Origin of the sequence: Variovorax sp. AB1(2024), from assembly GCF_037482385.2 — a bacterium.
Taxonomy (GTDB): domain Bacteria; phylum Pseudomonadota; class Gammaproteobacteria; order Burkholderiales; family Burkholderiaceae_C; genus Variovorax.
Window position 1 is genome coordinate 2,902,877 of the sequence record NZ_JBBHKP020000001.1, and the last position, 13,860, is coordinate 2,916,736.

11 protein-coding genes are annotated in these 13,860 nt (G+C 68.2%); 7 read left to right on the top strand and 4 right to left on the bottom strand.

Going from position 1 to position 13,860, the window contains the following annotated elements:
- The first annotated feature begins 4 nt into the window (after nucleotides 1-4).
- The 4 genes from WIX39_RS13520 to WIX39_RS13535 all read left to right on the top strand — a co-directional run bounded on the left by WIX39_RS13520 (nucleotide 5) and on the right by WIX39_RS13535 (nucleotide 4,523).
- Nucleotides 5-1,642 (top strand): dipeptide ABC transporter ATP-binding protein, encoded by a 1,638-nt coding sequence (locus WIX39_RS13520; RefSeq protein WP_409195205.1) that lies wholly within the window; start codon nucleotides 5-7, stop codon nucleotides 1,640-1,642.
- Nucleotides 1,639-2,379, top strand: coding sequence for an AzlC family ABC transporter permease (locus WIX39_RS13525; protein ID WP_409195206.1), 741 nt, complete (start codon nucleotides 1,639-1,641; stop codon nucleotides 2,377-2,379). The genes WIX39_RS13520 and WIX39_RS13525 overlap by 4 nt, the downstream gene beginning before the upstream one ends.
- Entirely contained in the window at nucleotides 2,364-2,723 is a 360-nt protein-coding gene (locus WIX39_RS13530) for an AzlD domain-containing protein (RefSeq protein ID WP_285415190.1), read from the top strand. The genes WIX39_RS13525 and WIX39_RS13530 overlap by 16 nt, the downstream gene beginning before the upstream one ends.
- Nucleotides 2,724-3,050: 327 nt before the next feature.
- Nucleotides 3,051-4,523 carry an amidase gene (locus WIX39_RS13535; protein ID WP_409195207.1) on the top strand — a complete coding sequence of 491 codons (1,473 nt, stop codon included), beginning with the start codon at nucleotides 3,051-3,053 and terminating at the stop codon, nucleotides 4,521-4,523.
- Nucleotides 4,524-4,532: 9 nt separating this feature from the next.
- Here the strand turns inward: WIX39_RS13535 and WIX39_RS13540 are convergent, their stop codons facing one another.
- From WIX39_RS13540 to WIX39_RS13555, 4 genes are all read right to left on the bottom strand, one after another.
- Complete coding sequence (locus WIX39_RS13540) at nucleotides 4,533-5,339, bottom strand: alpha/beta fold hydrolase (protein WP_172839786.1); 807 nt, start codon at nucleotides 5,337-5,339, stop codon at nucleotides 4,533-4,535.
- An 8-nt stretch (nucleotides 5,340-5,347) separates the two neighbouring features.
- Complete coding sequence (locus WIX39_RS13545; protein ID WP_081266505.1) at nucleotides 5,348-6,187, bottom strand: proteasome-type protease; 840 nt, start codon at nucleotides 6,185-6,187, stop codon at nucleotides 5,348-5,350.
- 28 nt (nucleotides 6,188-6,215) lie between these two features.
- Entirely contained in the window at nucleotides 6,216-8,846 is a 2,631-nt protein-coding gene (gene mutS / locus WIX39_RS13550; RefSeq protein ID WP_409195208.1) for a DNA mismatch repair protein MutS, read from the bottom strand.
- A gap of 203 nt (nucleotides 8,847-9,049) precedes the next feature.
- Entirely contained in the window at nucleotides 9,050-10,579 is a 1,530-nt protein-coding gene (locus tag WIX39_RS13555) for a diguanylate cyclase (protein ID WP_409195209.1), read from the bottom strand.
- A gap of 193 nt (nucleotides 10,580-10,772) precedes the next feature.
- Here WIX39_RS13555 and WIX39_RS13560 point away from each other — a divergent pair, with 193 nt between their 5' ends.
- The 3 genes from WIX39_RS13560 to WIX39_RS13570 are packed head-to-tail and all read left to right on the top strand — an operon-like array spanning nucleotide 10,773 to nucleotide 13,804.
- The gene (locus WIX39_RS13560; RefSeq protein ID WP_081266508.1) at nucleotides 10,773-11,750 is read left to right on the top strand and encodes a magnesium and cobalt transport protein CorA; all 978 of its coding nucleotides are present in this window, start codon (nucleotides 10,773-10,775) and stop codon (nucleotides 11,748-11,750) included.
- Nucleotides 11,751-11,807: 57 nt separating this feature from the next.
- Nucleotides 11,808-12,275, top strand: a complete 468-nt coding sequence (locus WIX39_RS13565; RefSeq protein ID WP_409195210.1) for a MarR family winged helix-turn-helix transcriptional regulator — start codon at nucleotides 11,808-11,810, stop codon at nucleotides 12,273-12,275.
- The gene (locus tag WIX39_RS13570; RefSeq protein WP_409195211.1) at nucleotides 12,272-13,804 is read left to right on the top strand and encodes a DHA2 family efflux MFS transporter permease subunit; all 1,533 of its coding nucleotides are present in this window, start codon (nucleotides 12,272-12,274) and stop codon (nucleotides 13,802-13,804) included. The genes WIX39_RS13565 and WIX39_RS13570 overlap by 4 nt, the downstream gene beginning before the upstream one ends.
- Nucleotides 13,805-13,860 lie beyond the last annotated feature (56 nt).

Genomic DNA, 13,860 nt, shown 5'->3' on the forward strand with positions numbered 1-13,860 from the left:
TCCAATGACTGATTCCAATCGAAGCGCCGCCATTCTCGAAGTGCGCGGCCTGCGGGTCGCGCTGCCCTCCGATGCCGACCGGCCGCATGCCATCGAGCATCTCGACCTGCGCATCGAGGCGGGGCGCACGCTGTGCATCGTGGGCGAGTCCGGCTCGGGCAAGTCGGTGCTGGCCACCACCGTGATGGGGCTGCTGGCCAAGGGCCTGGTGCTCGCGGGCGGCGACGTGATTCTTTCGGGCGAGAAGCTGGTCGACAACGGCCGCTTCACCTCCGACAAGCGGCTGCGCCAGTTGCGCGGCACCGGCATGGGCATGGTGTTCCAGGAGCCGATGACCGCGCTGAACCCGGTGCTCACCTGCGGCGAGCAGGTCGACGAGCTGCTGCGCACGCACACCGCGTGGGGCGCGGCTGAGCGCAAGGCGCACATCCTCTCGATCTTCGAGCGCGTGCGGCTGCCCGACCCGGCGCGCATCCACGGCAGCTATCCGCACCAGCTCTCGGGCGGGCAGCGCCAGCGCATCGTGATCGCGATGGCCATCATCCTGAAGCCGCGCCTGCTGATCTGCGACGAGCCGACCACCGCGCTGGACGTGACCACGCAGGCCGAGATCCTCAAGCTCATCGCCGAGCTGCAGGCCGAGCAGGGCAGCGCCGTGCTCTTCATCACGCACGACATGGGCGTGGTCGCCGAGATCGCCGACGACGTGATGGTCATGCACCGCGGCGCGCTGGTGGAGCAGGGCCCGTGCGAACAGGTGCTGCGCAACCCGCGCGAGGCCTACACCCGCATGCTGCTGGACGCGGTGCCCGGCATGACCCCGCCGCCCGCGCGCGAACTCCCAGGCGGCAAGCCGCTGCTGGCGGGGCAAGGCGTCGGCAAGATCTACACGCGGCGCGACTGGCTCGGCCGCGCGAAGCACAACACCGCGCTGCAGGACGCCAGCGTGGCCGTGCATCGCGGCGAGACGGTCGGCGTGGTGGGCGAATCGGGCTCGGGCAAGTCGACTTTCGCGCGCTGCATGATCCGGCTGATTTCGCCCAGCGCGGGCAGCATCCTCTGGGGCGACGCCGAAGTGCGCGACCTGCCCGAGGGCCGGCTGCGGCCGCTGCGCTCGCGGGTGCAGGTGGTGTTCCAGGACCCGAACCGCTCGCTCAACCCGCGCCGCACGGTGGGCTCGTCGATGGTGGAGGGCGCCATGAACTTCGGGCTGAGCAAGCTGCATGCGCGCCAGACCGCCGAGGAGCTGATGGACCGCATCCAGCTGCCGCGCACCGCGCTCGACCGCTATCCGCACCAGTTCTCCGGCGGCCAGCGCCAGCGCCTGGCCATTGCGCGCGCCATTGCCTGCCAGCCGCAGGTGCTGGTGGCCGACGAGGCCGTGTCGGCGCTCGACGTGTCGGTGCAGGCGCAGATCCTTGATTTGCTGCGCGAGATCCAGCGCGACCTGGGGCTGGGCATTCTGTTCATCACGCACGACCTGCGCGTGGCGGCGCAACTGTGCGACCGCGTGATCGTGATGAGCCAGGGCCGCATCGTGGAGCAGGGCCCCACGGGGCAGGTGTTCGGCGCGCCGGCCAACGACTACACGCGGCGGCTGCTGGCGGCCGCGCCGCGTGCGGAACTCGCGAGCGCACGGTGAGCCGTTGGAGCGCCTGGCGCGCATCGATGGCCGATCCCGTCTGGCGCGGTGCCTTCGCCGAAGGGCGGCGCGACATCGCGGGTGCAGCGCTCGGCACCATGGCCATGGGGCTGGTGGCGGGCGTGGCCATGGCCAAGAGCGGCGTCGGGCTGGGCGTGATCCTGGCCATGTCTTTGCTGGTGTTCGCGAGCGCGTCGCAGCTGGCCTGCCTGCCGCTCATCGCGGCCGGGGCGCCGCTGTGGGTGATCGTGGCGACCGCGTGCGTGCTCAACCTGCGCTTCGTGGTGTTCAGCGTGAACTGGCGCCGCTATTTCGGCGGCCACCGCAGGATGCAGCGCGTGCTGCTGTCGTACCTTGCGGGCGACCCGGTGTATGCCCAGTTCGTGCAGCGCCACCCGCAGCCGCCGCCTTCGGGGCGCACGACGACGCGCCAGCAGGGCTACTTCCTCGGCCTTGCGCTGACCAACTGGGCGGCGTGGCATGTGGCGTCGCTCGCAGGCATCTTCCTGGCCGACGCCATTCCCGCCGCATGGGGCCTGCGCTTCATCGGCGTGCTAGCGCTGCTGGCCCTCGCGCTGCCGATGCTCACCGACCGCGCGGTGCGCTGCTCCGCGCTGGCGGCCGGCATGGTGGCGCTGGCCACGGCCTCATGGCCGATGGGCCTGAATGTGGTGGCGGCTATTGCCACGGCTTTCGCGGCCGGCACCTTGGCCGACCGCCGGTGGGGTACGCGCTGATGCACCTGGGGCACGATGTGTACGTGTGGCTGGCCGTGGGCGCGCTGGTGGGGGTGACGGTGCTCACGCGCAGTTTCTTCCTGCTGCCCGACAGCGAGCCGAAGTTGCCGGGCTGGCTGTGGCGCGGGCTGCGCCATGCGCCGGTGGCGGCGCTGCTAGCGATGGTGGTGCCCGACGTGTTCCTGAGCAACGGCCGCATGCTGGCCGACTGGCACGATGCGCGGCTCTTTGCAGTGGCCGCCGCATTGACCTACTACCTCGTTCGGCGAAACGACGTGACCGGGACGATCCTTGTCGGCACGGGTACGCTGATGCTTCTGCGACTGGGGTTCGGGTGGGCTTGATGTACCTTGCTGTCGATGTTTCGCATCGTTGTTCGGGGAGCGATCACGCCGACGGGGTACCTTGCTCCGCGAATGTCCCCCGGCCTGCGGCCTCCTCCTTTATTTCGCTGCGCAAGGCACCCCATCGGCGTGATCGTTGGACAGAGCGGTCGTTGATCAGCCACACACCAGCAGCGTGCCCTGTGCGCAGGGCGCCGGGTGCTCCCCGCAGCGAAATAAAGGGGGAGGCCGCAGGCCGGAGGACATTCGCGGAGGGGAGTACCCGGTGGCCTGCGCACGCGCCCTTAACCAACAACCTCATCTTGAACACAAACGGAGAACGAAGAAATGACTTTGGCAATGAGCTGGGAAGAATGGGCCTCGCATGACGGCATCGGCCTGGCCGAACGGGTACGCAAAGGCGAGGTGACCGCAGCGGAACTTGCCGCGCAGGCCGCCGCCGGCATCGCGAAGTTCAACCCGCAACTGGATGCCGTCGTCGAAGTGTTCGACGACGTGGTGGCCGATCCGCTCAAGGACGGCATGAACCCCGAAGGCGTGTTCGCGGGACTGCCGTACCTCATGAAAGACCTGGGCCCCACCCTCAAGGGCCGGCTGCAGGAATTCGGCTCCATGATGATGCAGGGCCACCGCCCCGCGGCCGACAGCTTCCTCACCCAGCAACTGCGCAAGTCCGGCCTCAACATCGTCGGCCGCAGCACCACGCCCGAGTTCGGCGTGTGCAGCTCGGCAGAAAACTCCATCAGCGTCACCCGCAATCCGTGGGACCTCGAATACACCACCTGCGGATCGTCCGCCGGCACCGCGGCGGTGGTCGCGGCGGGCGTGCTGCCGCTGTCGCACGCCACCGACGGCGGCGGCTCCATCCGCATTCCGGCGGGCGTGAACGGCAACATCGGCCTGAAGGTGTCGCGCGGCGTGTTCTCGCTGGCACCGGGGCTGTCGGACCTGTCGGGCCTCGTGTCGATCCAGGGCTGCCACAGCCGCACCGTGCGCGACACCGCCGCCTTCGTGGACAACGCGCGCGGCGGCGCACCGGGCGAGTTCATGCCCTTCTGGTCGCCGGCCGAGCCGTACAGCGAACTCATCAAGAAAGACCCGGGCCGCCTGCGCATCGCGCTGTCGCACGAGTGGGGCGACTTCCGCGCCACGCCGCATTTCGTGGCCGAGCTGGAGCGCGTGGGCAAGTTCCTCGAAGGGCTGGGCCACCATGTCGAATGGGCGCTGCCCGAGGTCGACTTCCAGACCGCCTTCGCGGCCCAGACCACCTGCTACATCAGCAACTTCGCGCAGGTCATCGACGGCCACCTGCACCGCCTGGGGCTGGAGCGCCCGCCGGCGGAACTGCTGGAGCCGATCAACATCAAGATCTGGGAAGCGGGCCTGCACACCTCGTACACCGAGCGATCGAAGATGCAGGCGGTGTTCAACACCACCTCGCGCGCCTTCGGCAACTTCTTCCAGCAGTGGGACATCATCCTGACGCCCGTGACAGCGCTGCCCACGCCCAAGGTCGGCACCAGCGAGTACCTGACGACGAGCACCAACCCGTCGGTCTACGACTGGTTCGCCAACCTGTGGAAGAACTTCGCGTACACGCCGCTTGCCAATCTCTGCGGCATGCCGGGCATTTCGCTGCCGATGGCCTCGCAGGAAAACGGCCTGCCGCTGGGCATCCAGGCGCAGGCCGCGCAGGCGAACGACGGGCTGCTGCTTCAGCTGGCCGCGCAGATCGAGCGGGCGCTCGGCGGCAAGTGGAATGCGGGCCAGCGGCCCGGGGTGCACGTCACCAAGGGCTGACGACGCGGGTCACAGCAGGTTGCGCAGCGCGGCTTCCACGGCCGCGGCTGTGGCCAGCGGCTTTTCCATGGGGAACAGGTGGGAGCCGTCCAGCATGGTGATGCGGCCCTTGGTGACCTGCTGGGTCATCGCCATGCCCACGCGCTTCATCTCGGCCGACTGGCGACCGCCGATGAAGGCGGCCTTGCACTTGAGCGGGTGCGCGCGCAGCAGTGCGCCCAGGGTGTGGGGCAGCGTGTTGTAGATGGCGGTCTCGACGTCGCGGTCGAAGCTCAGGGCGCGGGTGTCGTCGCTGTCGAAGGTGCCGTGGTCGATGTAGTCGTGCAGCACCTGCTCGTCCCACTTCGCAAAGGCCTTCTTGCTGCGGAAGTGCTCGAACACCGCCTCGCGGTGCTCCCAGCTGTTGCGGCGCTTGCGGCTGACCGCGCCGGGCGAAATGCTCTTCATGAGCGGCGTGCGCTTGACCATGTTGAGCGTGTTCGCGCGCCAGCCGCCGAGGATGGGCGAATCGATCAGCACCACGCCGCGCGCCAGCTCGGGATGCCGCGCCGCGCACATCAGGCTCAGGAAGCCGCCAAGCGAATGGCCGATGAGAAACACCGGGCCGCCCGCGCGGTCGGCGCGGGCCTTGGCGAAGTCGGCCAGCTGCTGTACCAGGTGCGGCCAGTTGTCGGTCACGGGGTACTTCGGGTCGTGCCCGAATTTCTCGATGGCGTCCACCTCGAAGCCGCGATTGCGCAGGCTGTCGAGGACGACGCGGTAGGTGCTGGCGGGAAAGCTGTTGCCGTGCGAGAACACGACGGGCGGCATGGCCATGGCCTCGTTCAGATGAGCTTTTCGTCGGGGGTCGAGATCTTGCGCAGCGGGCTGTGGCGCGTGGCCGGCATCTTCAGCGGATGCTCGGTGTGGCCGTCGTCCCACACCGGGTCTTCGATGCTGTCGAACACCTCGCGCAGCTTCTGGCCCCAGCTGTTGTGCATCATGCGGTAGTAGGGGTTGTCGGCGTCGATGCAGATCACGCGGTCGGTCTCGAGCTTGTTGGCCTCGTACACCACCAGGTCGAGCGGCAGGCCGACCGACAGGTTCGACTTCATGGTCGAGTCCATCGACACCAGCGCGCACTTGGCGGCTTCGTCCAGCGGGGTCTCGGGGGTGAGCACGCGGTCGAGCACGGGCTTGCCGTATTTCGATTCGCCGATCTGGAAGTAGGGCGTCTCGGTGGTGGCTTCGATGAAGTTGCCGGCCGCATACACCAGGAACAGGCGCATGCCCTCGCCCTTGACCTGCCCGCCGAAGATGAAGGAGACGTTGAAGTCCAGCCCCGCGTGCTTGAGCGCCTCGGCGTCGCGGTCGTACACATGGCGCACCGCCGAGCCCAGCACCCGGGCGGCGTCGAACATGCTCTTGGCGTTCCAGATGGTGATGGGGTCGCCGGGCGAGCCGTCTTCGCGGGTCTCGCGCAGTTCTTCGATCTGCAGGATTTCGCGCACCGACTGCGAGATGCTCAGGTTGCCCGACGACAGCAGCACCATGACGCGGTCGCCCGGCTGCTCGTAGACGATCATCTTGCGGAAGGTGCTGATGTGGTCCACGCCCGCGTTGGTGCGCGAGTCGGACAGGAACACCAGGCCGGCGTTGAGTTTGATGCCTACGCAGTAAGTCATGAGTTCATCTTGCATGAACGGTGCCCGATCACGCGGCACCGAGTTCACGTTTGTTCAATTTTTGAAGGGCATACAGGGCATCGAGGGCTTCGCGCGGACTCATGGCGTCAGGGTCGAGCGCAGCCAGCGCGGATTCTACGGCGCTGACCAGCGGCGTCTCGGCCACCGGGGGCGGCGCGAACAGGTCGACCTGGGCGCGGGTCTGCGCATGCTGCGACTCCAGCGCTTCCAGCGCCTGCCGGGCATGGTTGACCACCGCCGCGGGCATGCCCGCGAGCCGCGCCACCTGGATGCCGTAGCTCTTGCTGGCCGGGCCGGGCTGCATTTCGTGCAGGAACACGATGTCGCGGCCTGCCTCGGTGGCGCTCACGTGCATGTTCACCGCGCCGTGGTGCGTGGCCGGAAACTCGGTCAGCTCGAAATAGTGGGTGGCGAAGAGGGTGAAGGCCTTGCTGCGGTCGTGCAGATGGGCCGCGATGCCCGCGGCCAGCGCCAGCCCGTCGAAGGTGCTGGTGCCGCGGCCGATCTCGTCCATCAGCACCAGCGACTGGGCCGTGGCGCTGTGCAGGATTTGCGCGGCCTCGGTCATCTCGAGCATGAAGGTCGACTGCGCATTGGCCAGGTCGTCCGCCGCGCCGATGCGGGTGTGGATGGCATCGATCGGCCCCAGCCGGCAGGCGGCCGCCGGCACGTGCGAGCCGATGGAAGCCAGCAGCACGATGATCGCCACCTGCCGCATGTAGGTCGACTTGCCGCCCATGTTGGGGCCGGTGATGACCTGCATGCGCTGCTGCGGCCCGAGCTGCGTGTCGTTGGCGATGAAGCCGCCCGAAGACTTTTCGGCCAGCCGGGCCTCCACCACCGGATGGCGGCCCTGCGAAATCTCGATGCACGGGTGCGACACGAAGCTCGGCGCGCGCCAGTGCAGCGTGTGCGAGCGCTCGGCCAGCGCGCACAGCGCGTCGAGCGTGGCGATGCCGCCGGCCAGCTGCGTAAGCGCGGGCACCGAGGGCTGCAGCGCGTCGAGCAGCTGTTCGTAGAGCCACTTCTCGCGGGCCAGTGCGCGGTCTTGCGCGCTCAGGGCCTTGTCCTCGAAGGCTTTCAGCTCCGGCGTGATGAAGCGCTCGGCGTTCTTCAGCGTCTGGCGGCGGCGGTAGTTGTCGGGCACCTTCGAGAGCGCGCTTTGCGTCACCTCGATGTAGAAGCCGTGCACCCGGTTGAACTGCACCCGCAGGTTGCTGATGCCGGTGCGCTCGCGTTCGCTGACTTCGAGCTTCAGCAAGAAGTCGTCGCAGTTCTCGCTGATGGCGCGCAGCTCGTCGAGTTCGGCGTCATGTCCGGTGGCGATGACGCCGCCGTCGCGCACCAGCGCCGACGGGTCGGGCTTGATGGCGCTCGCCAACAGGTCGGCGCAGCCCGGCGGCGGCGCCAGGCGCTCGGTGATCCGGGCCAGCAGCGCGGCGCCGCCGGGCAGCAGCGGCGCCAGTTGCTCCGCCTTGGCCAGCCCCAGGCGCAGCGCCAGCAGCTCGCGCGGGCGCACCTGCCGCAGCGCGATGCGCGCGGCGATGCGCTCCACGTCGCTGGTGTTCTTGAGCTGCTCGCGCAGCGTGCGCCAGGGCGCGGCCGTGGCGCCGAGCACCGTGGCCTGCAGCGCGCCGATGGCTTCGAGCCGCTCCTGGGCCTCGGAGCGGTCGCGCCGGGGCGACAGCAGCCAGCGCTTCAGCAGCCGGCTGCCCATGCCCGTCATGCAGGTGTCGAGCAGCGAGAACATGGTGGGTGATTCTTCGCCGCGCAGCGTCTGCACCAGTTCGAGGTTGCGGCGCGTGGTGGGCGGCAGCTCGATCAGGTCGCCGTCGCGCTCGACCGACAGGCGCTGCACGTGCGACAGCGCGCGGCCCTGCGTGTGCTCGGCATAGCCCAGCAGCGCGGCGGCGGCGGCGTGCGCGTTGGTCAGCGATTCGGCGTTCCAGGCGGCCAGGCTGTTGCTGCCCATCTGCTCGCAGAGCTTGCGCTCGCCCAAGCCGCCGTCGAACTGCCACGCGGGGCGGATCGACAGCGTGAAGGGCGTGGCGCCGCGCGCGGCCTTCAGGCGCTGCTCGAAGGCCGGCGTCACCTCGGCGCTGTAGAGCAATTCGCTGGGCGCGATGCGCGCGATCCAGGCTTCGAGCGCGTCGGCCGGGCATTCGGCCAGCCGCAGTTCGGCGCCGGTCACGCTGAGCCAGGCCAGCCCGCATGTATTGCGCGAGCCGGCATGCACGGCCAGCAGCAGCGATTCGCTCTTGTCGTTGAGCAGCTCGGCGTCGGTCAGCGTGCCGGGCGTGACCACGCGCACCACCTTGCGCTCGACCGGGCCCTTGCTGGCGCCGACCTCGCCCACCTGCTCGCAGATGGCGACCGATTCGCCCAGCTTGATGAGCCGCGCGAGGTAGGTGTCGACCGCGTGGAAGGGCACGCCGCACATCACCACCGGCTGGCCGGCCGACTGGCCGCGCTGGGTGAGCGTGATGTCGAGCAGGCGCGCGGCCTTCTCGGCGTCGCCCCAGAAGAGCTCGTAGAAGTCGCCCATCCGGTAGAACAGCAGGGTGTCCGGATGGTCGGCTTTCAGGCCCAGGTACTGGGCCATCATGGGCGTGTGCGCAGAGACGTCTGACTTGTTCATTTCAATCAATAACTTGCGATCCGTGCCACCGGCGCGCGGGGGCGGCAGTGCCGGGCGCCATGGAGCGGCGGCCTGCCTCCGCGGAACTGGGGGGCTTGCTGGGGGAGTGCATGGGGGAGCGCGGCGCCGGAGCCCGCATGTGCACGGGCGGAATGCCGGGGCATTTTACGTTCGGTGCGCGCCGCGCCGGGCTGCTGCCGGCCTCAGCCGGGCGCCCGGCCATCCAATGGCTCTTCATGCCCCATCGCGCGGTTGCGCCCGATTTCCTTGGCCCTGTACAGCGCGCTGTCGGCGGCCTCGATGAGCCGCTGCTCGGGCCCGCTGGCCTGCGTGCCCCACAGCGTGGCAGCGCCGATGCTCACGGTGACCCGTTCATGCGGGCTGGCGCGATGCGGAATGTCCAGCTCGCGCACATGTGCGAGCAGCTGGTCGGCGACGGCCAGGGCGCCGGGCAGCTCGGTGTTGGGCAGGATGACCGCCAGTTCCTCGCCGCCGTAGCGCGCCACCAGGTCGCCCGGGCGCCTGACGCATTGCCGCAAGGCGTCGGCGACCGCCCTCAGGCATTGGTCGCCGGCCACGTGGCCGTATTCGTCGTTGAAGCGCTTGAAGTAGTCCAGGTCGAGCAGCAGCAGCGCGAGGCTGGTTCCTTCGCGCACCGCGCGGCGGCATTCCTGAGACAGCACCTCGTCGAAGCTGCGGCGGTTGGCCAGCCCGGTGAGCTGGTCCTGCGTGGCCAGCACGGCCAGCCGGCGGTTGGCCTGCAGCAGGTCTTCGCGCGCGGCCCTCAGCGAGGCCTCGGCGCTGACACGCCGGCCGATGTTGATGATCAGCCGCCAGCCTACCGCCGCCATTGCCGCGAGCAGGGCTCCCACGACGCCGACCGTGAGCAGTGCCTGTTGCCGCCAGGCCTGCAGTGCCTCGTCGTGGCGCAGCGTGACCGTGGTCAGCACCGGGTAGCGGTCGCTCTTGCGGAAGGCGTAGAGCCGTTGCCGCCCGTCCAGGCTGGAGCGGAACGAGGCCGTGCCCACCGTGCCGGCAAAGTGGCGCTGGAAGTTGGCCGACTTGGAAAAATCGAGCCCGATGTCCTGTTCGCGGTAGGGATAGAGCACCAGCATCTTTCCGGCGTTGGTCGTCAGGCTGATGGTGCCGCTGCTGCCAAGGGCGATGGTGCCGAAGGCGCGCAGGAAATTTGCCAGGCCCAGCCCGATGACCGCGACGCCGGCGAATCTGCCCTCGCGGTCTTCCAGCCGCCGGCTGACCGTGATTCCCCATTCCCCCGAGAACGGGTTGCGCAGCGGCGGACTGATGAAGATCTCGTTGGAGCGGGTGTCGCGATGGTGCGTGAAGTAGGGCCGCTGCGCGCTGTTGGTGCCCGGCGGGACTTGCCCCTTGGAGTACAGCAGCCAGTTGCCCTGGGCGTCGAGGACGGCCACGCCGTCGAGCTGGTCGAGCATGCGCTTCTGGTGCTCGATCAGCGACTGCACGCGCTGCAGGTGCCCGTGCGCGTCGTCTTCCGAAACCAGGGTGTCGGCCACGCCCTGCAGCAGCATGTCGCTTTGCGTGAAGACGCCTTCGGCATAGATGTTCAGCGCCTTCGCCAAGTTGAGATTGTTGGTGTCGGCCGCGGCGAGCGTCTGGTGGCGCACCACCCAGAGCTGCCAGGCCGTGGCAGTCGACACCGAAACCATGACGGCCAGAAGCAGGGCCTTTGCAAGGCCAACGTCCCGCTTCACTTGATCGATTCCCCGTACGAACTCGTTTCCATGATCCTCCCCCCTCATCTATTTATATGTCCGTTTGCCAGGCGGACGAGCGCGAACTCTAGCCGACCAACCTGAATCGGCTGTGGCACGCGCGCTGCAAGCCACTGCCGGCGCCTCGTGGCACCATGCGCAGATTGCACCAACGTGAACTGCGGGAGTACCGATGCTCATCAATTGCGTCGCCTATGAAAACGGCTCCAAGCTTGCCGACATCTCGGTCGAGGACATCAGCGACTACATCTCCCGGCCGGGCTGCTTCGTATGGGTGGCGCTCAGCGACGCCTCCGACGCCGAGCTCGGCGAAATGCAGAAGGAATTCAACCTGCACCCGCTGGCCGTGGAAGACGCCCACCACGGCCACCAGCGCCCGAAGGTGGAGGAATACGGCGATTCGCTGTTCGTGGTCATGCACCTGGTGGAGCCATCGCCCGAGGGCGAGCACTGCACCAACGTGGGCGAGGTCGACGTGTTCGTCGGCAAGAACTACGTGCTGTCGGTGCGCAACCGCAGCCAACAGGGCTTCCTGGGCGTGCGCGAGCGCTGCGAGCGCGAACCCGAGCTGCTGCGCAACGGCGCGGGCTTCGTGCTCTATGCGCTGATGGACGCGGTGGTCGACCGCTACTTTCCGGTGATCGACGCGCTGGAAGTGGAGCTGGAGGCCATCGAACAGCAGATCTTCGGCCAGGGCGGCGCGGCGCGCGACAAGATCAAGCAGCTGTACGACCTCAAGCGCCGCAGCATGACCCTGAAGCGCGCCGTGGCGCCGCTGCTGGAGGCGGCCGGCAAGATGCACGGCGGGCGGGTGCCGCAGATCTGCATGAGCTCGCAGGAATATTTCCGCGACGTGGGCGACCACCTGGGCCGCATCAATGGCTCCATCGACGCGGTGCGCGACACCATCGCCACCGCCATACAGGTGAATCTGTCGATGGTGACCATCGAGGAGAGCGAAGTCACCAAGCGGCTCGCCGCCTGGGCCAGCATCTTCGCGGTGTGCACCGCGTTTGCCGGCATCTGGGGCATGAACTTCGAGCACATGCCGGAGCTGAAATTCCGCTACGGCTACCCGGTGGCGCTGGCGCTCATCGTCAGCACCTGCAGCTACCTGTATTACCGCTTCAGGCGCGCCGGCTGGCTCTGACGGGTGCCGGCGCTCGCTAATGCCAAACTAATAAACATGTAGATAATCGAGTCCCTTATGAAAAGGGACTTCACCCAGCGCTTCGGCTTCCTCGTCAAGAGCGTGGGCAAGCTCTACAGCGAAGAGTTCGACCGCCTCGCGCGCGAACGCATCGGACTCACCAGCGCCCAATGCCGCCTGCTCGGCGCGCTGGCCATGCATGACGAAGACGAGCCGCTGTCGCAGGCCGAACTCGCGCAGCGCCTCGACCTCACGCCGATGGCCGTGGCCGGCCTGTGCGACCGCATGGCCGCGGCAGGCTGGATAAGGCGCGAACCCAGCCCGACCGACCGCCGCGTCAACAAGATCCACCTGGAGCCCAGCGCCGAAGAAGCGCTCGACGCCGCGCTGAGCATCAGCGACGGGCTCAACGCCCGCGTGATGTCGGTGCTGTCGCAGGCCGAGCGTGCCCAGTTGCTGGGCCTGCTCGGCAAGGTGCACGGCAGCCTGGTCGACATCACCTCTGGCGGAGGGCAGAAGCCATGAGCGTCGCGCCAGGAACCACGGTGCCGCACCGCGGCATGATCACCATCTCGATCATGCTGGCGACCATCATGCAGGCGCTGGACACCACCATCGCCAACGTGGCGCTGCCGCACATGCAGGGCAGCCTGCAGGCCTCGCAAGACCAGATCACCTGGGTGCTGACCTCGTACATCGTGGCCTCGGCCATCGCGCTGCCGCTGACCGGCTGGCTCTGCGGGCACTGGGGCAGGCGGCGGGTCTTCATCATCTCGGTGATCGGCTTCACCGTGGCTTCGGCGTTGTGCGGGCTCGCGACCTCGCTGGTCGGCATCGTGGCGGCGCGGCTGCTGCAGGGCATCTTCGGCGCGGCGCTGGTGCCGCTGTCGCAGGCGGTGCTGCTGGACATCAACCCGCGCGAGAAGGTCGGCCAGGCCATGGCGATCTGGGGCGCGGGCATCATGGTCGGGCCGATCCTGGGGCCGCTGCTGGGCGGCTGGCTCACCGAGAACTTCGACTGGCGTTGGGTGTTCTTCATCAACCTGCCTGTGGGGATCTTCGCCTTCTGGGGCATTGCGCGGTATCTGCCGGAGAGCCGGCCGAAGGGCGAGAAGCTCGACATCTTCGGCTTCGTGACGCTGAGCCTGGCCATCGGCATGCTGCAGCTCTTTCTGGACCGGGGCGAGCAGCTGGACTGGTTCGACTCGTGGGAGATCAAGCTCGAAGCGGCCGCCGCGCTGGTGGCCTTCGGCTTCTTCGTGGTCCACACGTGGACGGTGCAGGGCGTTTCCTTCTTCGACCGCGACCTGCTGAAAGACCGCAACTTCGTCACCGGCCTTCTCTTCGCCTTCATCGTCGGCATGATCCTGTTCGCGACGATGGCGCTGCTGCCCAACTTCCTGCAGGGCCTGATGGGCTACCCGGTGGTCTACACCGGCGAGGTGACGGCGCCGCGCGGCGTCGGCACCATGATCGCGATGATCATCGTCGGGCGGCTGGTGCAGAAGGTGGACGTGCGCGCCATCATGGCAGTGGGCTTCAGCCTCACCGCGTTTTCGCTCTACCAGATGACGCGGCTCACGCTGCAGATGGACAGCACGCTGATCGTGGTCTCGGGCTTCATCCAGGGGCTGGGCATCGGCTTCACCTTCGTGCCGCTGTCGACCGCCACCTTCGCCACGCTGGCTCCGCGGCTGCGCAACCAGGGCACGCCCATCTTCAGCCTGCTGCGCAACATCGGCAGCAGCGTGGGCATCTCGATCGTGCAGGCGCTGCTGACCGAAGGCTCCAGCAAGGCGCATGCGCAGATCGCCTCGACCGTGGCGCCCGGCAACCAGGCGCTTTCCACGCTGCCGCAGATGATGTCGCCGGACACGATGACCGGGCTGGCGCTGCTCAATGCCGAAGTGACGCGGCAGGGGGCGCTGGTCGGCTATTTGGAAGACTTCGCGATCATGATGATCATCACGGTGCTGGCAATTCCGCTGCTGCTGCTGATTCGAAGCCCCAAGCGGAGTGCGGCGGCGTCGGGCCCGGCGGAAGTGCCGCATTGAATTTCTCCCTCCCACGCTGGGGGAGGGTTGGGGTGGGGGCTCGGCGGCCTATGAAC

Bases quoted from the DNA above. Each gene is read 5' to 3' on its own strand.
- mutS (WP_409195208.1), bottom strand. From the start codon at position 8,846: ATGAACAAGTCAGACGTCTCTGCGCACACGCCCATGATGGCCCAGTAC.
- WIX39_RS13560 (WP_081266508.1), top strand. From the start codon at position 10,773: ATGCTCATCAATTGCGTCGCCTATGAAAACGGCTCCAAGCTTGCCGAC.
- WIX39_RS13540 (WP_172839786.1), bottom strand. From the start codon at position 5,339: ATGGCCATGCCGCCCGTCGTGTTCTCGCACGGCAACAGCTTTCCCGCC.
- WIX39_RS13565 (WP_409195210.1), top strand. From the start codon at position 11,808: ATGAAAAGGGACTTCACCCAGCGCTTCGGCTTCCTCGTCAAGAGCGTG.
- WIX39_RS13535 (WP_409195207.1), top strand. From the start codon at position 3,051: ATGACTTTGGCAATGAGCTGGGAAGAATGGGCCTCGCATGACGGCATC.
- WIX39_RS13545 (WP_081266505.1), bottom strand. From the start codon at position 6,187: ATGACTTACTGCGTAGGCATCAAACTCAACGCCGGCCTGGTGTTCCTG.
- WIX39_RS13570 (WP_409195211.1), top strand. From the start codon at position 12,272: ATGAGCGTCGCGCCAGGAACCACGGTGCCGCACCGCGGCATGATCACC.
- WIX39_RS13520 (WP_409195205.1), top strand. From the start codon at position 5: ATGACTGATTCCAATCGAAGCGCCGCCATTCTCGAAGTGCGCGGCCTG.